Origin of the sequence: uncultured Helicobacter sp., assembly GCF_910577135.1 — a bacterium.
Lineage (GTDB): Bacteria > Campylobacterota > Campylobacteria > Campylobacterales > Helicobacteraceae > Helicobacter_C > Helicobacter_C mastomyrinus.
In genome coordinates, this window is the sequence record NZ_CAJTLL010000001.1 from 161,485 (window position 1) to 181,461 (window position 19,977).

Below are 19,977 nucleotides of genomic sequence, written 5' to 3' on the forward strand. Positions count from 1 at the left end.
TCCTCATTAAATACCATTGATTTACAATAGAATATATCTCCATTATTAACTGCTGCGCTGGTAGTTCTATATTTTCCTATAAACTTAAAGCCTGTGGTTTTATTAAGCATAATAAAATCTACATTATCAAATATACCAAACTTACCAAAGAATTGTATCGCCTCTCCAATACCTCATCTTTAAATGAAGTAAGGATATTGTATATATAATCTTTCTCTGCTGTGTATTTGATATTTTTTTCAAATAGGCTCGTGCTGCTCTTTATGGGATTAAGCATAATGATATTGCCCTCTATCTTTTCAAACTCTAGCTTGCCTCTCTCTGTCTTATTAACTTTTTGCTTATAAGATAAGTGCTTCATATTCTTAGATACTCTTAAGGGCATACAATCTTTTGGATTGCTATGCTCACCTTGATAAAAAGCTATTTGATAAGTATTGAGATTTTTTATACTATCAATATTAACTAGCATATCTACTATCGCGCCAAAGGTAGTGAAACCTTTTTGAGTGATGAGTTCTCTATCACGCCAAGTTTTAAAGCTTAATATTTCCCATACCTCGCTCACATCTACTTCTAAATAATAGAGTAATAGCAATATGGGGAGCGCTGGTATGGCTAAAACTAGCACTATAAGCCAAATAAAGCAATAGTATAAAAAATTCATTTCTTACCCTCATATTGCTTCACTACTGCTTCTCCACCTGCATTATAAACTTTGTTTGCAGATTCTCTGCCTCGTTTGCTAATATAAGCACTCAACGTTGCCTGTTCATCTGGAGTGAGATTATCCATATGTTCTTTTCTGCAATCTCGTTCAAATACGTCACTTAACTTATAATACGTTTCAACATCAAGTGATTTTGGTAATTGTAAAAGTTTTTGCCCCATACACTCAAAAACCTTATAGCCAAGTCCAAACAATAATGATTCTGCTAATTTATCGTCATCATTTGCCATAGCACCTGCTACTAAAAATCCTGCTAAAATTAACTTTTTCATTCTGTCTCCTTTTATTTCGTCCATATTACTCTCCTTCAACATTGGGTAGGTTTTTCTTAGGTGTAGCTCCAAAATTTTTAAGCGACTCAAATTTGCCACACAAGTTCCCTCTGCCACTCACAAGTTGCTTATCTAGCTTGTCAATATCGTCTCCTAAAGATTTGAAATGTTTTTGAATGCCCTGAAAACTTTCAATTGCAGTGGCAAACTTTTCATAAAAAGCATTAATCTCTTTAAATGCGCTTTGCACACTTTTTTCTCGTTGAATGTATGTCCAGCTTATATGAATAGTCTTTAATGCCATAAAAAGTGTATGAGGAGTAACTAAGTATATTTTTTTGCTATACGCATATTGATAAATGTTATGGTCTGCCGAGAGTGCTAGGTCTAAGATATTGTTGTATGGTAAAAAAAGCAAAACATAATCATAGGTGTAGTCATTAAACTCTCTATAAGGTTTATCAGCAAGTTCATCTATACGATATTTCAGGTTTTTAGCTATCTCCTTTGCTATACGACTTTCCAGCTCCATATCAGAATCTGAAGTTAACGTTAAGTCATCGGGTAAAGGAAATTTAGAATCAATAATAATATTCCGCCTTTTATTATCATTTTCTGCACCACCATCTAAGAATACTACAGCATCGGGCTTATATCCTTTGTTTCCGTCTTTGAAATGTGTTTGAAGTTTATATTGCTCACCCTCAATAAGCCCACTATTTTCTAAAACATTTTTAAGCTGTATTTCTCCAAAATTGCCTCTTACCTTTTTGTCTCCTTTAAGAATCTTGCTTAATGATTCTGTAGTTTCCTGCATTGTTCTAGCATATTCAAACACACTTTTAATCTGTCCTTTTAGATTGGCTTCATTTTCTCTCAAATTAACCGAATATTCTTGGATAGTCTTTTTAATAGGTATAAAAACATCATCTAATGCTTTTTTAGAATCCCTATTAAATATCAGTTCCACTTTCTTGAGTACATTATCATCTTGTAGTTTAATGTATTTTTCTAGTCCTTTTTGAATACTTTCAAACATATCTTTATGTTGTGCTTTTTCCCTCTCGATATCGTTATTTAATTCATTAATACGTTTTTCATTTGCCTCATTTGTCGCCTTAAATCTTGCATTATCATCTTTTATGCTTTGATTTTCTTTTCTTATTTGTTCTATATGTTCTTCTAGTTCTCCAATATTTTTATTTAAATTACAAATTTGCACTTCTTTATTTTTATTGTCTGCTTCAAGTTTTATCTTGTATTCGTGTATGGTGCTGTAATTTTCTTCAATAGTGTTTTTATCTTTATTCATCTGCTCAGCCTGCCTTAACAATTCTTCGATACGTTCATTTTTGTGTTTATTTTCTGCCTCAAGCTTTATTTTTGTTTCTTGTGCAATATCGCAAACCTCTTTCATTGCATATTTTTCTTTGCTCAGTCTTTCAATTTCTATTTCCAACTCTTCGTATTTTGTTTCAATTTTAATTTTTTCTGTATATGTGCTAACAAATTTATAAACACAAATAACTGCTAATATTAGAACACACGTAATTGCAAAATAGATCATTTGACTTTCTCCTTATGTATTTATCCCATAGGATATATGAAAACACATTTTAACTTTGTAAAGTGCGTTATTCAATATCCCATAGGATAAGCTTTCTGTATCATCGGGGGAGTTATGCAAAATGGCTTTGGTAACGCCACGCAAGAAGAGATTCTAGCCTTTCATACACGCATATCACGTAAGATTCGCTCTTTACGTGAGGAGCGAGGAGTCTCGCAGCTTGACTTAGCTCTTGATATAGGCATTAAATCCGTAGCCTTTTATTCTAATTGTGAGAATAATCGCTATGGCAAACACTTCAACCTAGAGCATTGCTACAAAATCGCTAAATCCCTTGAAGTAGATATTACAGAGTTTTTTATGCTTTAATTTAGGCTTTTGTATGTAATAATGGAGGATTGATAATAGAAATTCTAAACCTTAGAATCTCACTTGATGATTCACACGAAGTGCTAATCCATACCTGTAAATTGCGTTGGCAAGTCATCAAGTGCAACCTTTTTCCCTCGTGGCTTTGCCACTGCGGGATTTGCCCCTTTTAAGGGGTTGCATGGCGGAAATGGGGGCTTAGCTCCCATTTACAAGACCTTTGTAGCAGCTTTAGCCACATACAACACGCAGTGTTTTATCCACACTTGCAAATAGCAAAGGCACAATAGATTAGAGCATAGAATCTATGCTAAGATAAAACTTAAGCTATTTCAATAGACTTTCTTTAAAATCAAGCAAGATTTCACTTTCATTGGCTAGAGCTTTGATAAGTATAACATCTCCGTGAGAGCTTATGCCGGCATTAAGCTTTGAATCTAAAACCTTAGCCTTTAATGCCTCCTTATCTATGCTTTTATCAAAGATAATGTAGCTTAAAAGATGTGTATGATGATAAAACATACAAAGGCTTTGAAGTGGCATTTGCGCAGGGATAAGCCTCATATTTTCAAAAAATATAAGTTTATTTTGAGCATAAAGGGCAATTTTTGAAGCAAATTGTTTAAAGGCAAATGTCTCACCTATCGCAACCCTACCCGCACAAAAGATTTCATCATAATAGAATCTACAATCCTCGTGTAAAAATACATTTGTATGTGCCTCAAAGGAGGAATTTTCAAAAGGAATGCAAGGCAGGGGAGAATAGCGCAAAAAAGCATCTTTTTCTACGACTATTTGCGTGTTTCTTTGGGCTTTGCCATCTTGTGTATTATGTATTTTCTCATAGCTTTGGGTGCTAAGGAGTATTTTGCTTTTTTCACCTATGCGTAAGTGTATTTCTTGCGTATCATCTTTCATTAACCCAGCAGAGACACACAGCAGCATAATCTCGGCAAAATCCCCATACTCTAGGGGCTGTATAATTTTAAAAGGTGGAGTGAAAAATACTTTATCTATGATATTTTTATTATCTGCTCCTACCTTTGTTATGAGCTCTAGCACACTTTTTTGCGGAAAGTTACTCATTATTATTTTTCTAAAAGGGCATAAGTTTTTATCCACTCTATTACATCTGCAATCCCCTCTTTTTGGCGGATATTTGTAAAGAGAAATGCCCTATCCCCTCTCATTTTTTGTGTATCATTTTTCATCACTTCTAGACTTGCTCCTACATACGAAGCTAAGTCAATTTTATTAAGAAGCAATAAATCGGATCGTGTAATGCCCGGTCCCCCCTTTCTTGGGATCTTATCTCCCGCGCAAACATCAATAACAAATATCGTAAAATCGGCGAGTTCTGGGCTAAAGGTAGCAGAGAGATTATCTCCCCCACTTTCTATAAACACAATATCAAGTTCAGGAAAGCGCTCTAAAAGCTCATCTAAAGCTTCAAGATTCATAGAGGCGTCCTCCCTAATAGCTGTATGAGGGCAGCCTCCTGTCTCTACACCTATAATTCTCTCCTGTGGTAAAATGGAATTTTTGCTCAAAAATTGCGCATCTTCTTTTGTGTAAATATCATTTGTAATCACTGCGAGAGAGTATTCCTCGCTCATTGCTCGTGTGAGTGCTTCTATAAGTGCTGTTTTGCCACTTCCTACTGGTCCGCATACGCCTATTTTTACCATTTATTCTCCTTAAGACATATATAATCTTGAGTAGAGATTCTCGTGCTGCATAGCCTTGATTTCCTGATGAGGGCTTATAGCGCAAAAATCTGCTTCCCCTAAAGTTTCTAACTGTGTATATGCCATATCAAATTCTTTATGCAAACTCATAAGAATCTTTTGCCCTTCACCTTGGGCTAGGGGGATAAGCTTCACACAATTTGTAAGGGTGCTTGATATTTGGGTGTATATGTAGTGCTTTATGCAATCTTTGGGTTTAAAATGATGTGATTTGCAAAAGACGCCATAGCATATAGGATATAAGAAATAATTACTCATCTTGGCATAGTTTAAAAAAAGCTCCTTTTGCCCTTCTTGTGTTATTTGCAGTGTTTTTATGAATCTTATGCCTATTTTTTGCATAGCATTTCTTGATTCCTCTGCGGCACTTGCTGCGTATAAGAAGGATTCTAGCTCAAGGATTTTCTCTACATTTTTAGATTCTAAAGCAAGTTTAATACCTAGCATATCTGTATATAAAAATTGTGTGTGTAAATAAGATATGAGATATTCTCTAGCGTCTTTTTGATTCTTTATAGTGCCTAATTGTACATAGCTTTCTAACCCAAAAGAATGCGTATAGCCTCCTATGGGGAAAAGTGAGTCGTTGATTTGCAAAAGTAAAAAGTTCATTTTAAGCCTTTTTAAATGCAATTTCGAAATTTGGACTATAAAGCATCTGTGGTTCTTTCATAAAGAGACTTTGGAGCCTATTTTTAGATTCTAAAATGCAGGGCTTTTTTTGAAAATCTATCTTAAGCCTTTCAAGCATTCTTTGCACCACTGGTTCAAAGGGTGTGTGAAACTCTTGCGTATTTTGTGCAAAGAATAGAGGAGCGTGGAGATTCCCAATCTCATAGCAAAAGTGAGCCACACTTCCCAAGTCGTGCAAACCCACGCAAATGGCAGAAGTGGGGATAATAGAGACAACTATCGCTTCACTATTTTCTAGGGCAAGTATATCTCCATCATTTAAGCCAGATGTTTTAGTAAGTTTTAATCCTATGAGTTTATTGCCTTGAGATGTAAGACGAGCGATTTTCTTATACGAATCAAACCATTCTATTTTTACTTCATCAATTTTAAGTGCTGTAGAATCTATATGCTTGATATTGCCACAAATTTTTTCTACAATTATCAATGCCAATATCCCAAAAAGAACAGCCAAGCAGGGATTAAAGCTGTGAAAATACCCTCTAAAATTGCCAAATAAGGCGTCCATTTCAATGTAATTTTAAGTACACATTCTACAAAACCTATGAACCATAGCACTCCCCAAGCAAGCCATATACACATAAAAGCCTTTTCTTGAAAGCTCTCACCATAGCTAAGTAAAGCCGCGGGGATAGTATTTAGCGCTACAAATAGGCTATACCAGCCATACGCCCTTAAATCGAGGTTAAAAAGCAAATTACAAGCGATAAACAAATACGTAAATCCAAAAAGTAAGCTCATCGCCGCTGCATAAAAAGACTGAATCTCAGCAGAGGTTGCGCTCGCGCATATTACAAGAATAATGCTTGTAGTGATGGATAAAAAAGCGACAAAAAGATTCATAATAGCTGTGGTTTTTGCATCAATATTACTTAAGCGGCAAATGCCATTATTAATAAGCACAGCCCCAACATAGAGTAAAACAAGAGCTAGCATTTACTTCTCCTAAAATAAGCTATAAAGTTGTCCTAGAGGGACTTTATCTACACTTTTTGAGGTGATTGTTTGATTATTGATTTTTACTTCATAGGTTTGAGGATTGACTTCTATATGCGTGATAATATCATTATGCTTCATATCTTTTTTACCGATTTTACGGCAGTTTTTGACAGGCAGAATTCTTTTTTGCAAGCCTAATGTTTCTTGAATCTTTAAGTCATAAGCAGCTTGTGAAACAAAGGTGATGCTTGTATCATATTTTGCCTTTCCTTCTGCCCCAAACATCTTTGCATACACTACAGGCTGAGGAGTGGGGATAGAAGCATTTGCATCGCCAATTTTTGCCGCTACAATCATTCCATTTTTGATAATCATTTCAGGCTTTACACCAAAAAATGCAGGTTTATAAAGCACCAAATCAGCAAATTTACCCACCTCAACAGAGCCTACATAATCAGCAATGCCTGATGCAATAGCTGGGTTTATGGTGTATTTTGCAATGTATCTTTTGATTCTAAAATTATCATTTTCGCCTTGCTCTTCCTTAAGGCTTCCAAATTCATTTTTGCATTTATCTGCGACTTGCCATGTCCTTATGATAACCTCTCCTACCCGTCCCATTGCTTGGGAATCCGAACTTGTGATAGAAAACACCCCCATATCGTGTAGCACATCTTCTGCGGCAATACTTTCAGGTCTAATCCTACTATCTGCAAAGGCTACATCTTCTTTGATATTTTTATCTAAATGATGGCATACCATAAGCATATCTAAATGTTCATCAAGTGTATTTTTAGTAAATGGAAGCGTTGGGTTTGTGGAGGCAGGGAGGACATTTGCCTCTCCTGCGGCCTTAATAATATCTGGAGCGTGTCCGCCTCCTGCTCCTTCTGTGTGGAAAGTATGAATCGTTCTACCAGCTATGGCTTTAAGTGTATCTTCAACAAAGCCGCTTTCATTAAGCGTATCTGTATGTATGGCTACTTGCACATCGTAACGTTCTGCTACATTTAAGGCGTGATTGATTGCAGCAGGAGTGGAACCCCAATCCTCGTGTATTTTTAAGCCTATGGCACCAGCTTGTATTTGTTTGCTTAGGGCACTTTCACTTGAGCTATTTCCTTTACCCAAAAAGCCAAGATTCATTGTATAGGATTCAGCGGCTTTAAGCATACTTTTTATATTCACCTCTCCATTTGTGCAGGTTGTAGCATTTGTCCCAGCAGCTGGTCCTACCCCTCCTCCTATCATTGTAGTAACCCCGCTATAAAGGGCAGTTGGAATCTGTGTAGGAGAGATAAAGTGAATATGCGTATCAACGCCTCCAGCAGTGAGTATAAGCCCTTCTCCTGCCACAACTTCAGTATTAGTCCCAACAATCATATTTTCCCCTACACCATCTTGCGTATCTGGATTCCCGGCTTTGCCAATACCTACGATTTTGCCTTCTCTTATACCAATATCAGCTTTATAAATACCTGTATAGTCAATAACAACTACATTTGTAATCACTAAATCAAGCATATTTGGATAATCACTCGCACATTGTGCCATACCATCACGTATTGTCTTGCCCCCGCCAAATTTAATCTCCTCTCCATAGAGGGTATAATCTTTCTCAATTTCTGCAAGCAAATGTGTATCTGCTAACCTTATTCTATCCCCGGTTGTAGGACCATACATCGAAGCATATTCTTTTCTTGAAATTTTTTTCATATCTTTCCTTTTTACTTATTCTGCGAAGTTTTGCTTTTGTGCGATTTTTATAGCTTTTTGCTCATTTTCTTGGTTAATAACCCCATTTGTTAGGTCGTTAAATCCTATTATCTTTTTCTTGCCTCCAAACTCTATAAGCTCCACATTTTTAACCTCTCCGGGTTCAAATCGCACAGAAGTTCCCGAAGCTATATTAAGACGTCTCCCAAAGGCTTTTTGTCTATCAAATTTTAAATATCTATTTACTTCAAAAAAATGGAAATGTGAGCCTACTTGTATAGGTCTATCCCCTTGGTTGCTTACTTTGAGAGATATACATTCTTTATTGACATTGAGGAGTATATCTTCATCTTTTAAGATATACTCTCCGGGTTTTAGCTTTCCATTGTCTTGTATAGGATTGTGGATTGTTACAAGCTTAGTGCCATCGGGGAAGGTAGCTTCTACTTGCACTTCGTGGAGCATATAGGCTACACCATCAAGCACATCTTCAGTCTTTAGTATTTCTCTACCATAGCTCATAAGCTCAGCCACACTTTTATTTCCTTCTCGTGCGAGTTCCATAATCTCCATACTAAGCAGCGCTAAAGCTTCGACATAATTAAGCTTAATACCTCTTTCTTTCCGTTTTTTTGCAAGATCCCCAGCATAGTGGAGCATAAGTTTATCTGTTTCTTTGGGTGTTAAATGCATTGTAATCCTTAATATAAAACTTTGCTTTATTAATTAAATCTTGAGAATCCTAATATTTAGGAAATAATGCTCTTTTTATGGCTTAAACTAGGCTTTTATTATGTGGGAATTGCCACTATTATATGCTACAAACAAGCTATTTATGTAAAATATGCAAATACTCTATTGTAGAATCTTGTTTGCACACACGTTTAGAATCAGCCTTAAAAACGCTGGTATTTTTGGCTTTTAAGCGCATATTTACCATATTTTTCAAAGATTTGTTTAATCTGTTCTAAGCTTAATAATCCCTCATCATTGTAGCTTAAAAAAATCCATTCAAAATGTGCGTTTTTGATAAGCGATTCTAACTCATTTGCTACTTTTGCTTTCTTACACCAATGTGATTTTGATATGTTCTTAAGCCTGTTTTGCCCTGCGGGATAAAGTCATCATAGAGGGCAATGGTGTTTAAAAGATGATAGTTTGCCCCATACTCTCTAGCATTATAAGGAGGGTCTAAGTAAAGAATATCACCACTAATGCTCTTAATAAGCATATTAGCGTCCTCATTAAATACTAAATGTTGATTTTCATTACATTCAAAATAAGCAGGGGTTATAAACATTTGCCTTGTGGCACTTTTTTAAGATGCTTTAAAAACGCTCCATAAACAGAAGCGGTATTCGCCACGCTATCAGCAGTTTCTAAAGATTTATTTTTGATAAATATGTTGATAATGGTATTTTAAAAATGCTTCTCTGCCATTGGTTGGCAAATTTTCAATAATTTTTCCATTAAAAAGATTTAATTTATTAAGATATGCTCTAGTGCTTCTATCCATTTTCTTTGAAAATAAAATCTCTCTATCTTGCGCAAAAGTGATAAGTCCTACACTTTTATCAAAAAGTTTATCAAACAATGGTGATAGCAACAATCCATTACACACATCAAGCCTTTCTTGATGACTGCAAAACACCCAAGGCTTAATATGTGATGCAATAAGAAGTTTTAAATCTTGTATATGTGTAATAGGGCATTCTTTTAATGTCTGTATTAATGCTTTTCTAAAATCTTGTTGCCCAATTCTTATATTTTGTAGGCTTTGACTTTCTGTAAGATTCCTTGTTTTTATCTGCTTAGAATCTAGAATAATTTGTATATCTGCATTCTTATTTTCTATATCATTAATAAAGCTTCTAAGCGCATATATGCCATAGGCAATTCTTATAAACTTTGGATTTCTTTGACAACGTTCTTGAATGGTGTTATTAGGCGTTTTTCCGCTTATCTCATTTTTGTCCTTATAGTGCCAAATATATTCATATAAGCATTTCAACGAGGCAAATTCCCCATTTTCTAGCATTACTTTTTCTATCGCCTCATCATAAGTCATTTCAAGCCCCCATTTTTATATTATCTTAATAAACTCTGTAATATTTACCCATCGTGAAAACCCCATACTATCTGGTTTGGCAAGCTCTAAAAATAAATCCATTTTTGTCTTTTTCATTTATGTTCCTTATGAAAATATTCTAACCTCTTTGTGCTTAATGCCGCTTTTGCTATAATGCCCCTTAGATGACAATGATAACAACAAGGAGGAAGAGATGGTGAGTATAGATAATCCCACTCCCACAGAGGCAAAAACAAAAGCAGAAACAGAGACACAAGCAAAGGCAGAGGTATTCAGGGATTTTAGAGGATTCATCACAGAAGCACAAGATGTTTTCAAAGATAGAATCTACACAGATTATTTGCGGCGGTTTGCCTATGGCGTTGATGCCTCTTGCTATGCCTATGTGCCAAAGGCTGTGGTAAGGGCATTTAATGAGAGTGAAATCCAAAGGCTTTTTAATTTAAGCGATAAATACAATATCGCGCTTACCTTTCGAGCAGCGGGGACAAGCCTTAGCGGACAGGCTTGTAGCGATAGTGTGCTTGTCTTAGCAAATGCGAGATGGCAAAACATATCTATAAACAAAGAGGCGCAAAGTATTTTTTGTGATTGCGGCGTGATAGGGAGTGAGGCAAATGACGCCCTTAAGCCCTATGGGAAAAAGATAGGACCCGATCCAGCTACGATTAATAATGCAATGATTGGCGGGATTTTCTCTAATAATTCAAGCGGTATGTGCTGTGGGGTAAAACAAAATAGCTATAACACGATTAAATCTGTGCGGGTAGTTCTCAATAATGGCTTCGTGCTTGATACAAGCCACAGGGCAGAGGAAAAAGAAAGTTTAGAATCTTTCTTACGCACAAAAAGGGGTAAAGCCATAACAGAGGGACTTCTAGCCCTAAGAAATGAGATTTTGCAAGATAGCGCCCTCTCTGCTCTTATTAAACGCAAATTTGCGATTAAAAACACGACAGGTTATAGCATTAACGCTTTGCTCGATTTTGCAGAGATAAAGGATATTCTTAATCATATTTTTATCGGTGCAGAGGGGACTTTGGGCTTTGTCTCAAGGGTGGAGTATGAATGTGTGCCTGATAGTGCCTTTAAAGCTTGTGCCTTGCTCTTTTATGAGAATCTTAATAGTGCGGCAAAGGCGGTGCAGATTCTCGCACGTAATGATGATAAGGTGAGTGCGGCAGAGATAATGGACTATGCGTGTTTAAAATCTGCAAAAGATTTAGAGGGCGCGCCAAAAGAGCTAAGGAGCACCAAAGAAGGGCAATGCGCCCTGCTCGTGCAGCTAGAGGATACTACGCAAAAAGGCTTAGAATCTAAAGTAGAGGCTATAAGCACACTTTTAGCACCCGCTCCTAGCCTTTTTGGGACACACTTTAGCACAGATGAGGTAGAAATGGCTTCGTGGTGGAAAATACGTAAAGCCCTCCTGCCTTTATCGGCAAGCTTACGACCAAGTGGTAGTATTGTGATTACTGAGGATATTTGCTTTCCTATTGAATCTTTTGCAAAAGGCATTGAAGAGATTACGCGGCTTTTTAAACAATATAAATATGAGGGCATTATCTTTGGACACGCGCTCTCTGGCAATGTGCATTTCATCATCACGCCGCATTTAGGGGAGCAAAAGGAGAGTGAGCGATTTGGGGCGTTTATGGATGCTATGGTAGATTCTGTCATCGCTCTTAAAGGCAGCACAAAGGCAGAACACGGCACGGGGCGAATGGTCGCGCCATTTGTAGAAAAAGAATGGGGAACAAAGGCATATCGCATAAATGAGCGCATAAAGGCGATTTTTGATGAAAAAAGCCTTATCAATCCTGATGTGATTATCTCTAAAGATTCTACAATCCATTTGAAGAATCTCAAAGGTAGCACGGAGGTAGAGGACTTTATCAATCAATGTATGGAATGTGGATTCTGTGAGAAAATATGCCCGAGCAAGGAGCTTACACTCACGCCAAGACAACGTATTGCATTGCGGAAAGAAATCAAACGATTAGAAAGTATAGAATCTAAGAGTGCGGAGGAGGTAAATGCGCTTAGGGAGCTAAAGGAGGGCTATGCGTATTTTGGCATTGAAACTTGTGCTACTTGCTCGATGTGTGCGATGCTCTGCCCCCTAGAGATTGATACTGCAAAGGTGGCTTTAAACCTAAAGCCTCAAATGGTAGGCACATTTAGCACATTTGTAGCACAACAGACAAGTAGGCATTTTGCGAACGTGGTAAGTGCGGTAAAAGGAGGTGTGAAATGTAGCAATATGCTATTTTCTGCCTTTGGTGCGAATATAGTAAGTGAGATAAGCAAAAAGGCGCATAAGGTATTGAAAACGCCCTATATGCCTCGTAGCTTTCCACAGGCAAATGACTTTGTGCATAAACCTTTGTCATTAGAGGCAAATTTTCAAGATTCTACAAATGATACACGTATGAAAGTGCTGTATTTTAGCACTTGTATTAATCGTGCGTTTGCACCATCAAAGAGGGCGAGGGATAAGCGGAGCTTGCAAGAAGTCTTCGAATCTATTTGTAAAAAGGCAGATATTGCAGTGATTTACCCGCATAATTTAGGAAACCTCTGCTGTGGCAAGGCATATAAGGACTATCCGCATATCGCACTAGAAAAGGCACAGGAGGCATATAATGCACTTAAAACAAGCATAGCAAAGCTTGGCGGGAATGTAAGTATGGTGTGCGACCATAGTGCGTGCAGCTATGAGCTTATGCAGCAGGTAAAAATGATAGAATCTAGAAGAGAGGGAGAAGACAAACTGCATATTTATGATATGCCTCAATTTGTAGATTCTGTGCTTTTAGAGCGGCTTAATATCACGCCAATTGATGAGGATATAGCCCTGTATGCGATGTGTGCGACCAAAAAGGGCAAGTGGGATAAAAGCTTAGAAAGTATCGCAAAGGCGTGTGTGAAAGGCAAGGTGATAGAACATAATAAGACGCAGTGCTGTGGCTTTGCAGGGAATAAGGGCTTTACTTGTCCGGAGCTAAATGAGAGTGCGTTGCGGGAATTTAAGGCATTTTATGCAAAAACGCAACAGGAGTATTACACAAGGGTAGATTCACAAACAAGGCAGCTTCAAAGGGGTTTTGCGAGTTCTAGCACTTGCGAGATTGGGCTAAATGATAAGACAAATATTATATGGCAGAATCTGCTCTATTTAGTTGATGAGGTAAGTAGCCCACGAGATTAGAGGTATATATGCCGATAAAAGAGGAGTATTGGCAAAATGTGTCTTACTGCTTCAATAGATGTAAAAGGTGGCTATCCCCCCCCTCCCTCCCGCTCAAAGATATATCTCTCACCCTCCAGCCAATGGAGGGGAACTATCCATTACGCTATAATTCCATCTGTAAGGAAGCTAGAACAATCAAGGCATAAGCACGATGTAACGTTTGCTTATGCGGAGGATATTGGTGGTTGAGGGGTGTAAGATAGAGCCGTGTATGTCGAGTAAAATCGTTTGCATATCAAGATGTGTGAGATTTGCACGGAAATGATAGCCCTGCGGAAAGGTAAATTCCTGAATCTGGCAAGTAGGCATATCGTGCTTTTTGAGGCATAAAATCACCATATCTTTAAGGCTACGGGCATAGAGTTGTAGCTGGGCTTTGGCGTGGAGTGTGCTATGTGTATATGAGCGATGATAAGACTGATGGAGATAAAAGGTGGAAGCAAGTCCTATGGAGACGATAAGCAAAATAGCATATATGATATAGAATCCTCCACGTTTTGAGCTTTGTTGGAATTTGTCCTCGTATGGAGTAGGTGGTAGGCTAGCAAGATTCAAGGCAGCACCTCGATCATATCATCAAGCCATACGCCCCCACTCTCACAATGAGCTTTTACAGGGGCTTTGATACAAAGATGAAGCTCTAGGAAAGTGCCTTGAGGGAGATTAATGGAGGTGGCAGTAAAAGAGAGAACATCAAAGATGAGCGGAGCACTATTAAGCATTAAGGTATTATCGTGTAGTGCAAGGCGATGGGAACGTATGGGGAGGATTAGACGTGGGGGGTGTGTAGGCTTATCATCAAGGCGGAGGGCATTAGTATAGACTTGCGCAATATGGTATATCTTAAAAGGCTCTTTAGGCTGGGTGATGAGATAGACTTCCTGTCCGCTCTGCCAACCTTTGAGTTGCGTGAAAGTAAATGTATCATCATAATGAGATTCTATAAGAAGGGAGGCATTAGGCAGGAGTGTGTCTCCATCTAGGGATTGGGTGGTATTTTTCACACCGCCGCCAAAGAGGAGAGGCTGTGAGAAAGTAGCAAAAAGAAGCGTGGAGGTGGGGGAGTGCGGGGGTGCGCCATTATCTGCGGTGATAGAATCAATAATGGCATATTGGAGGAGATTCTCAATCTTTAGCAGGGCAAGACGTGGACTTGTGTCGCTTAAGGCTCTTGTGTAGGCGAGATTCTTACTGATACTAAGCAACATAGAGCTGCAAATAATGCCAATAACGCCTAGAATAACAATGCTAAGCAAGGCTTCAAAGAGTGAAAAGGCGCTGTGTGTGGAGCGTGAGGAGAAAGACATTAGCGAATGTCAGTAGGGCTATAAAAGCGCAATGTTTCAAATGTATTTGGGCTAGTGCAGCTCTGCTCTAAAATATCATAAGTGAGTGTAGGTTGTGAATGCGTGGTGATGGTGGTTTGTGCGCTATGTGGAGTAAAAAAAAGCGCCTTATACACTTCATAGGTAGAGATTCTCACACTTGGGGAGAGCGTATAGAGGAAGCCAAAGGCAAGGGTAAAGGCAATGGCGGTGATACAAATGCCCATAACCGCATCAAGCAACATAAAGGCAGGGCGCGATGTATTGTGCTTCATTAGCTCTCTTTTACAAAAATTTCTTGCTCAAAAAATGCCTTTTTATCCACATCATAGGTGATTTCAACGATGAATTTCCACCGCCCAGCAGAGAGATGCAAAGGGGCTGAAGTGTAGTGCAAGGGGTTTTGTGGGTTGGGTGAGAGGGTGCTGATTTCTTTAAACATATTTGCCTGATGGAAAGAATCTAATAAAAGGCGTATAGAAGCGATATTTTCTTGTGTATTATCAAGCGGGATTAGCTCTACATAAAATTCCCCTTGATGTGGGAGATATGTTTTAGAACCTTGGGCTTTTTTATCATTAGGGCGCGATGGCTTTGTCATATAAGGAAAGCTAAAGTTTGCAAGTGTGATTTGCTCATTTGGGCTATTAAAAAAGAAATGCAGCTTGTATGCGCTAAGGAAGCGATTTTGCTCTTTAATAATCTCATTGATACGTTCATCGACATCGCGTTTTGAGCTTAGGAAAGTATCTTCATCTTGTATAGGATTTTTAAGTGCGATAGCAATAGAAACACTCACCATAAACACGCCAAAAAGTAAAATACCTATGATAGCGTGGGGCCAGTAATTTTTATTTTTCATTTGTTACTCCTTGATTATTTTTTACGCGTGAGATAGATAATGCCAATAAGACCAAACATAATAAACAACATAGCATACATACTGAATCGCACAAATTCCCGCCCGCCGCTCTCATCAATGGGCATATTATTTTCAAGTCCCACGTCAAAATGTGAAGCTATCATATCCGCTGCAGACACATAACCATTAAGCACAACGGCTGAAATGAGTTGGGGCGTGAGGGCTTCGTCTTTTTGCTTAGGCAAAAGTGGCACCATATATTCAAAATATACTTTTTCTTCATCAAAGTAGGTATTGGGCTGTGAACTGATAATCCCCATTTTTTCATCATTTTTCATAAAAAAAATGATGCTATAAGGGGCTTTGAGATTCTGTGTGAGGGATTGCTTATAGGTATCGCGCTGAATCTTTTGCCACTCTTTTGCTGTGTGTTGGTTTTTGTCTGTATTATCCTCTTGTGTAGATTCTGGGATTTTATCAATAACGGCAACATAGAGAGAATAACCCGTTTTTGAGAAAAGCTCATTTGAAAGGATTTCTACAAATTCTACGCTTTTAGGGATAAGTAGCCAATGGGGATTATCAATAACATAAGATGTTTTAGCGTCATTTGCATAAGAAAGGGACAGACAGAGGCTAGCAAATGCTAGCCTCCTTAACCATAAAAGCATTTTAAACCAAATGTAAGAAGAAGTTAGGGATAAAAGGAATGATAATTGTCATAACAATAGTGAGGACAATTAATCCTCCAAGTAATTTTTCAATCAATGTGAGTTTCATACTGCCTCCTTATTGTACATCTGTGCGGTATTTTGCATTATCAGTGTTTTTTTGCTTAATTTCTGTTGCATCAATAATTTTGTAATAATCAGTTGCTACCGATTTTTGCGTGAGGATAGCACAAGTGCCTAGCCCCGCAACAACACTTAGCAAAAGCACTACCGCGATGAAAAATCCTGTTAAACCATTAAGTCCAAACAAACCATTCATACAAGCCTCCTTACTCTGCTTGAGATTCTAAAGAGCGGATAAACGCATTCAACGCTTCTTTTTGATTAGGATGAAAATTTGCATACTCAAATGAAGGCATAATACCAATCATACCTTTTTTACCCTTGGAGAGCACTTCTGTTAGATAATCTGTCGTGCCATATTTGCTTAAATCTGGTGCAAATCCATCAACCCCACTGCCATTGCCTCTACCCTCATCACCATGACAAGCAGCACAATGCATAGCAAAAAGCTCTTTACCTTTATTTACTTCAAGTGGGTATTTTGTGTTTTTTACATTTGAAATATCCTGCATTACATAAGCCGCAATGGCTTTAGCCTCACTATCACTCATTTCAAGAGGTGTCATTTCACCCGCGATATACCCTAAGCCTTTGCTTCCATTTTTAATAACATCAATAATTCCATCTTCTTTACCCCATTTAGTAAGATCTGATGCTTTGCCATTCATACCTTCTGCGGTAATGCCGTGACATTGAGAACATTGCACAAGGAATATGCTTTGTCCCATATTGCTTAATTCCTCACCATTGAGTTTTTTCCAAGTCGCCTCATATTTATCTTTATAGTTTTGGACTTCTTGATTATATTCGCCAATTTGTGAGTAGGCATTGAGGGGATAACCTAAAAAGATATACCAAAATCCCCAAATAAGCACGCCCAAAAAGCACGCAGCCCAACCTACAGGGAGGTTGTTTGTTTGTTCTCCAATGCCATCCCAACTCTCACCTACAACTTCTCCTTCAGCCTTGCTATCTCTAATTTTTTTAAGATACACGCCCATCACAAAGATAGTGAGTATTAAGATAACAAAAGCACCTAGTAACCCTAGTGTTGTTATATTATCTGACCAATTCATCTAGTTCCCCTTTAATGGATTTTGTTTTCGTGGCTCAATGGGTTCATCATCAAGATTATCATTTAATGCAAGATTTGCATACTTTTCATAATCTTTCACACCTTTAGCTTGTGAAGAATAAAGATGATAAACATATCCATACAAAAATGCTACAAGCAAAAGTGTAACAATGAGATAAATCTCTTTTTGATGGGCGATGATAAACTGCACCAAGAACTCTGCTATTGCTGTCATTGTGCTGCCTGTGATACTTGTGTCGCTGTGCGGCGAGATTGCCCAAGACTATTCATATAGGCAATAAGTGCTACAATTTGCTTTACTTCGCCTCTTGCAAAGGCATCTTTCACATCTTGGCTTATCATTTCATTAACGATAGTTTCTGCTTCTTTCATAAATATCTCCTGAGCTTCTTTAAGTGTAGCAGGATTACCTTTTTGATAAGTTTCTGCGCCTATTTGCACACCACCTTCTGTATCATAAGGTACACCAAATACCACTTTTTGCGTATAGGCTTCAGCAAATGCTGTTTCAAAATCAGCATTTTTTGTATAGAGATGCTCATAAGCTGGCATAATTGAACCCGGAACACGAGATTCTGGATCTCTCATATGCCCATCGTGCCAATCTACTGCATTGCGGCTATCACCTACCCTATGCAAGTCTGGTCCTGTGCGTTTTGAACCCCATAGGAATGGTCTATCATAGGCATATTCACCACTTAAGCTATATGAACCATATCTATCAGTTTCTGCCTTAAATGGGCGGATAAGCTGTGAATGGCAGTTATAGCAACCCTCGGCAATATAGACCTGACGTCCTGCTGTCTCAAGTAGAGAATAGGGCTTTAGGCCCTCAATAGGTTGAGCTTTTTTGGCAAAGCCCGGAATTACTTCTACAAGTCCTGCGATAGAAAACACCAACAAGAATGCAACCGTAAAAAAGAATGGATTTTTTTCTAAAAAACTAAACATTGCTCATTCCTCCTTTAGGCTGCCATCGGTGTAGCATTTTGTGGTTCTTTTTCAAGCACCCTGCCTGATGAAATTGTCATAAGGATATTGTAAAGGAATATAATAAACCCTATTAAATACATCAAACCACCAATCGCACGAATAAGATAATATGGGAAAAGTGCGGTAACAGTATGGATAAAGCTATATACAAGACTTCCATTTGAATCAACATCTCTCCACATCATACCCTGTGTAATACCTGCAATCCACATACTTGAGAAGTAGAGGATAATCCCTGTTGTCATAATCCAAAATTGAACATCCATAAGTTTTTTAGAGTAAAGCTCACGTTTGAATATACGAGGTACCATATGGAAGCACGCAGCAATCACCATAAATCCTACCCAACCAAGAGCTGCATCATGTACGTGCCCAATGATCCAATCTGTAAAGTGTGCCAATCCATTGACTGAACGAATAGATTGAATGGGTCCTTCAAGTGTAGTGAGCATATACCAAGTTGAAGCTAGAATCATAAACTTAATCATAGGAGATTCTTTGATTTGATGCCATTGTCCGCGCATAGTGAGAAGCATATTAATAGCTGTACCCCAAGAGGGTAAAATCAAAATGACAGAGAATACTGAACCCAATGTCTGAATCCAATCAGGTGTAGTTGAGTAGATCAAGTGATGACCACCTGCCCAAATATAAATAAACATAAGCCCCCAGAATGAGAATAGTGTAAGTTTATATGAAAAAATAGGTTGTCCAGATTCTTTAGGAAGGAAGTAATAGATTAACCCAATAATACCTGAAGTAAAAACGAATGCAACGGCATTATGCCCCCACCACCATTGCATCATTGCATCATTTGTGCCAGCATAGAATGAAATTGAATGCAAAATGCTTCCTACACCTGCGACAAAATAAGTTGGAACCGAAAGGTTATTAAAGATATAAAGCGCAGAAATACCAACAAATGTAGCGATGAAATACCATAATGAGATATAGATAGTCTGCTCACGTCTTACACCCATACTACCAAATAGGCTCACACCCCATAAAACCCATACAACAACCACGATAATATCCAATGGCCAAATCAGCTCGGAATATTCTTTTGATTGTGTTAAACCGGCAAAAAGCGAAATTACCGCAAGTACCATTAACACAATGTAAATCCAAAAATGCGCTAAACCTACCCCACGTAAGAAAGTATGTTCTTTGTAGGTAATTTTAAGCACTCTTTGTCCTAAATAATACCACGAAGCCCAAATCCCACTAAGCGTGAAACCATAGATGATTCCGTTAGTATGAAGAGGTCGAAGTCTTCCAAAAGTCCCATATTCCGAAGCTAGATAGTTTAAGTCTGGAAATGCCATTTGAAATGCGATGATTACACCAATGAATAATCCCACGAAACCAAATGCCATTGCAGAAAAAACAAATAACTTAGCAATTGAGTAATCATACTCGAGCGTGTTTGTCTGCATGCAGTCTCCTTTGTCTTATTTTGTAATGCAACCTTGATTCTAATCCCTTTGAAGTTATAGCTACCTTAAAAAGTTAATCAAAAAATAACAAATTT

24 protein-coding genes and 1 pseudogene are annotated in these 19,977 nt (G+C 37.9%); 2 read left to right on the forward strand and 23 right to left on the reverse strand.

Annotated elements, in window-relative coordinates:
• Window positions 1–118: 118 nt before the first annotated feature.
• From QZ289_RS00785 to rmuC, 3 genes are read right to left on the reverse strand one after another with little or no spacing between them, the layout of a single operon-like run.
• On the reverse strand, window positions 119–667 hold the full coding sequence (locus QZ289_RS00785) for a hypothetical protein (protein ID WP_295698072.1): 549 nt from the start codon (window positions 665–667) through the stop codon (window positions 119–121).
• Window positions 664–1,026, reverse strand: a complete 363-nt coding sequence (locus tag QZ289_RS00790; RefSeq protein WP_295698073.1) for a hypothetical protein — start codon at window positions 1,024–1,026, stop codon at window positions 664–666. Before QZ289_RS00790 ends, QZ289_RS00785 begins: the two co-directional genes overlap by 4 nt.
• 1 nt (window position 1,027) lies before the next feature.
• Window positions 1,028–2,569 carry a DNA recombination protein RmuC gene (gene rmuC / locus QZ289_RS00795; RefSeq protein ID WP_295698076.1) on the reverse strand — a complete coding sequence of 514 codons (1,542 nt, stop codon included), beginning with the start codon at window positions 2,567–2,569 and terminating at the stop codon, window positions 1,028–1,030.
• 114 nt (window positions 2,570–2,683) lie between these two features.
• On the opposite strand from rmuC, the gene QZ289_RS00800 reads away from it, so the two are divergent.
• Window positions 2,684–2,938, forward strand: coding sequence for a helix-turn-helix transcriptional regulator (locus QZ289_RS00800; protein WP_295698078.1), 255 nt, complete (start codon window positions 2,684–2,686; stop codon window positions 2,936–2,938).
• A gap of 327 nt (window positions 2,939–3,265) precedes the next feature.
• Here QZ289_RS00800 and QZ289_RS00805 read toward each other — a convergent pair whose 3' ends face one another.
• The 10 genes and pseudogenes from QZ289_RS00805 to QZ289_RS00850 form a co-directional block, all read right to left on the reverse strand.
• The gene (locus QZ289_RS00805; RefSeq protein ID WP_295698081.1) at window positions 3,266–4,024 is read right to left on the reverse strand and encodes an urease accessory protein UreD; all 759 of its coding nucleotides are present in this window, start codon (window positions 4,022–4,024) and stop codon (window positions 3,266–3,268) included.
• 2 nt (window positions 4,025–4,026) lie between these two features.
• The gene (gene ureG / locus QZ289_RS00810) at window positions 4,027–4,626 is read right to left on the reverse strand and encodes an urease accessory protein UreG (protein WP_295698084.1); all 600 of its coding nucleotides are present in this window, start codon (window positions 4,624–4,626) and stop codon (window positions 4,027–4,029) included.
• A gap of 9 nt (window positions 4,627–4,635) precedes the next feature.
• Window positions 4,636–5,298 (reverse strand): urease accessory protein UreF, encoded by a 663-nt coding sequence (locus tag QZ289_RS00815; protein ID WP_295698086.1) that lies wholly within the window; start codon window positions 5,296–5,298, stop codon window positions 4,636–4,638.
• A gap of 1 nt (window position 5,299) precedes the next feature.
• A complete protein-coding gene (locus QZ289_RS00820; RefSeq protein WP_295698088.1) occupies window positions 5,300–5,806 on the reverse strand; it encodes an urease accessory protein UreE in 507 nt (168 codons plus the stop codon).
• Window positions 5,803–6,315: an AmiS/UreI family transporter gene (locus tag QZ289_RS00825; RefSeq protein ID WP_295698091.1), complete on the reverse strand. Its 513-nt coding sequence runs from the start codon at window positions 6,313–6,315 to the stop codon at window positions 5,803–5,805. Before QZ289_RS00825 ends, QZ289_RS00820 begins: the two co-directional genes overlap by 4 nt.
• A gap of 9 nt (window positions 6,316–6,324) precedes the next feature.
• A complete protein-coding gene (ureB, locus tag QZ289_RS00830) occupies window positions 6,325–8,034 on the reverse strand; it encodes an urease subunit beta (protein ID WP_295698093.1) in 1,710 nt (569 codons plus the stop codon).
• Window positions 8,035–8,049: 15 nt separating this feature from the next.
• Window positions 8,050–8,727 carry an urease subunit alpha gene (ureA, locus tag QZ289_RS00835; RefSeq protein ID WP_295698095.1) on the reverse strand — a complete coding sequence of 226 codons (678 nt, stop codon included), beginning with the start codon at window positions 8,725–8,727 and terminating at the stop codon, window positions 8,050–8,052.
• Window positions 8,728–8,863: 136 nt separating this feature from the next.
• Window positions 8,864–9,417: pseudogene (locus tag QZ289_RS00840) on the reverse strand (DNA adenine methylase); the annotation flags it as partial.
• A 4-nt stretch (window positions 9,418–9,421) separates the two neighbouring features.
• Window positions 9,422–10,102: an HNH endonuclease gene (locus QZ289_RS00845; RefSeq protein ID WP_295698096.1), complete on the reverse strand. Its 681-nt coding sequence runs from the start codon at window positions 10,100–10,102 to the stop codon at window positions 9,422–9,424.
• Between the two features lie 15 nt (window positions 10,103–10,117).
• Entirely contained in the window at window positions 10,118–10,219 is a 102-nt protein-coding gene (locus QZ289_RS00850; RefSeq protein ID WP_295698098.1) for a hypothetical protein, read from the reverse strand.
• A 97-nt stretch (window positions 10,220–10,316) separates the two neighbouring features.
• Between QZ289_RS00850 and QZ289_RS00855 the strand changes: the two genes are divergently transcribed.
• Entirely contained in the window at window positions 10,317–13,334 is a 3,018-nt protein-coding gene (locus QZ289_RS00855; RefSeq protein WP_295698100.1) for an FAD-binding and (Fe-S)-binding domain-containing protein, read from the forward strand.
• A 177-nt stretch (window positions 13,335–13,511) separates the two neighbouring features.
• On the opposite strand, the gene QZ289_RS00860 is transcribed toward QZ289_RS00855, so the two are convergent.
• From QZ289_RS00860 to ccoN, 10 genes are all read right to left on the reverse strand, one after another.
• Complete coding sequence (locus QZ289_RS00860; protein ID WP_295698103.1) at window positions 13,512–13,931, reverse strand: hypothetical protein; 420 nt, start codon at window positions 13,929–13,931, stop codon at window positions 13,512–13,514.
• Entirely contained in the window at window positions 13,928–14,683 is a 756-nt protein-coding gene (locus QZ289_RS00865; RefSeq protein WP_295698106.1) for a hypothetical protein, read from the reverse strand. The genes QZ289_RS00860 and QZ289_RS00865 overlap by 4 nt, the downstream gene beginning before the upstream one ends.
• Complete coding sequence (locus QZ289_RS00870; protein WP_295698109.1) at window positions 14,683–14,976, reverse strand: hypothetical protein; 294 nt, start codon at window positions 14,974–14,976, stop codon at window positions 14,683–14,685. The genes QZ289_RS00865 and QZ289_RS00870 overlap by 1 nt, the downstream gene beginning before the upstream one ends.
• Window positions 14,976–15,563, reverse strand: coding sequence for a hypothetical protein (locus tag QZ289_RS00875; protein WP_295698111.1), 588 nt, complete (start codon window positions 15,561–15,563; stop codon window positions 14,976–14,978). Before QZ289_RS00875 ends, QZ289_RS00870 begins: the two co-directional genes overlap by 1 nt.
• A gap of 14 nt (window positions 15,564–15,577) precedes the next feature.
• The gene (locus tag QZ289_RS00880) at window positions 15,578–16,234 is read right to left on the reverse strand and encodes a hypothetical protein (RefSeq protein WP_295698113.1); all 657 of its coding nucleotides are present in this window, start codon (window positions 16,232–16,234) and stop codon (window positions 15,578–15,580) included.
• A 118-nt stretch (window positions 16,235–16,352) separates the two neighbouring features.
• The gene (locus QZ289_RS00885) at window positions 16,353–16,553 is read right to left on the reverse strand and encodes a DUF4006 family protein (RefSeq protein ID WP_295698115.1); all 201 of its coding nucleotides are present in this window, start codon (window positions 16,551–16,553) and stop codon (window positions 16,353–16,355) included.
• Between the two features lie 10 nt (window positions 16,554–16,563).
• On the reverse strand, window positions 16,564–17,433 hold the full coding sequence (locus tag QZ289_RS00890) for a c-type cytochrome (RefSeq protein WP_295698117.1): 870 nt from the start codon (window positions 17,431–17,433) through the stop codon (window positions 16,564–16,566).
• Window positions 17,434–17,667, reverse strand: a complete 234-nt coding sequence (locus tag QZ289_RS00895; RefSeq protein ID WP_295698118.1) for a cytochrome c oxidase, cbb3-type, CcoQ subunit — start codon at window positions 17,665–17,667, stop codon at window positions 17,434–17,436.
• Complete coding sequence (gene ccoO / locus QZ289_RS00900; RefSeq protein ID WP_295698121.1) at window positions 17,664–18,404, reverse strand: cytochrome-c oxidase, cbb3-type subunit II; 741 nt, start codon at window positions 18,402–18,404, stop codon at window positions 17,664–17,666. Before ccoO ends, QZ289_RS00895 begins: the two co-directional genes overlap by 4 nt.
• Before the next feature lie 14 nt (window positions 18,405–18,418).
• Window positions 18,419–19,882, reverse strand: a complete 1,464-nt coding sequence (gene ccoN / locus QZ289_RS00905) for a cytochrome-c oxidase, cbb3-type subunit I (protein ID WP_295698124.1) — start codon at window positions 19,880–19,882, stop codon at window positions 18,419–18,421.
• Window positions 19,883–19,977: the final 95 nt, after the last annotated feature.

Excerpts from the sequence above, each read along its gene's own strand:
- ccoO (WP_295698121.1), bottom strand. The coding sequence starts at position 18,404 with ATGTTTAGTTTTTTAGAAAAAAATCCATTCTTTTTTACGGTTGCATTC.
- QZ289_RS00890 (WP_295698117.1), bottom strand. The coding sequence starts at position 17,433 with ATGAATTGGTCAGATAATATAACAACACTAGGGTTACTAGGTGCTTTT.
- QZ289_RS00785 (WP_295698072.1), bottom strand. The coding sequence starts at position 667 with ATGAATTTTTTATACTATTGCTTTATTTGGCTTATAGTGCTAGTTTTA.
- QZ289_RS00850 (WP_295698098.1), bottom strand. The coding sequence starts at position 10,219 with ATGAAAAAGACAAAAATGGATTTATTTTTAGAGCTTGCCAAACCAGAT.
- QZ289_RS00885 (WP_295698115.1), bottom strand. The coding sequence starts at position 16,553 with ATGAATGGTTTGTTTGGACTTAATGGTTTAACAGGATTTTTCATCGCG.
- QZ289_RS00805 (WP_295698081.1), bottom strand. The coding sequence starts at position 4,024 with ATGAGTAACTTTCCGCAAAAAAGTGTGCTAGAGCTCATAACAAAGGTA.
- ureG (WP_295698084.1), bottom strand. The coding sequence starts at position 4,626 with ATGGTAAAAATAGGCGTATGCGGACCAGTAGGAAGTGGCAAAACAGCA.
- QZ289_RS00875 (WP_295698111.1), bottom strand. The coding sequence starts at position 15,563 with ATGAAAAATAAAAATTACTGGCCCCACGCTATCATAGGTATTTTACTT.
- QZ289_RS00825 (WP_295698091.1), bottom strand. The coding sequence starts at position 6,315 with ATGCTAGCTCTTGTTTTACTCTATGTTGGGGCTGTGCTTATTAATAAT.
- QZ289_RS00800 (WP_295698078.1), top strand. The coding sequence starts at position 2,684 with ATGCAAAATGGCTTTGGTAACGCCACGCAAGAAGAGATTCTAGCCTTT.
- QZ289_RS00815 (WP_295698086.1), bottom strand. The coding sequence starts at position 5,298 with ATGAACTTTTTACTTTTGCAAATCAACGACTCACTTTTCCCCATAGGA.
- ureA (WP_295698095.1), bottom strand. The coding sequence starts at position 8,727 with ATGCATTTAACACCCAAAGAAACAGATAAACTTATGCTCCACTATGCT.
- QZ289_RS00865 (WP_295698106.1), bottom strand. The coding sequence starts at position 14,683 with ATGTCTTTCTCCTCACGCTCCACACACAGCGCCTTTTCACTCTTTGAA.
- QZ289_RS00880 (WP_295698113.1), bottom strand. The coding sequence starts at position 16,234 with ATGCTTTTATGGTTAAGGAGGCTAGCATTTGCTAGCCTCTGTCTGTCC.
- QZ289_RS00855 (WP_295698100.1), top strand. The coding sequence starts at position 10,317 with ATGGTGAGTATAGATAATCCCACTCCCACAGAGGCAAAAACAAAAGCA.
- QZ289_RS00845 (WP_295698096.1), bottom strand. The coding sequence starts at position 10,102 with ATGACTTATGATGAGGCGATAGAAAAAGTAATGCTAGAAAATGGGGAA.
- ccoN (WP_295698124.1), bottom strand. The coding sequence starts at position 19,882 with ATGCAGACAAACACGCTCGAGTATGATTACTCAATTGCTAAGTTATTT.
- QZ289_RS00790 (WP_295698073.1), bottom strand. The coding sequence starts at position 1,026 with ATGGACGAAATAAAAGGAGACAGAATGAAAAAGTTAATTTTAGCAGGA.
- rmuC (WP_295698076.1), bottom strand. The coding sequence starts at position 2,569 with ATGATCTATTTTGCAATTACGTGTGTTCTAATATTAGCAGTTATTTGT.
- QZ289_RS00870 (WP_295698109.1), bottom strand. The coding sequence starts at position 14,976 with ATGAAGCACAATACATCGCGCCCTGCCTTTATGTTGCTTGATGCGGTT.
- QZ289_RS00895 (WP_295698118.1), bottom strand. The coding sequence starts at position 17,667 with ATGACAGCAATAGCAGAGTTCTTGGTGCAGTTTATCATCGCCCATCAA.
- ureB (WP_295698093.1), bottom strand. The coding sequence starts at position 8,034 with ATGAAAAAAATTTCAAGAAAAGAATATGCTTCGATGTATGGTCCTACA.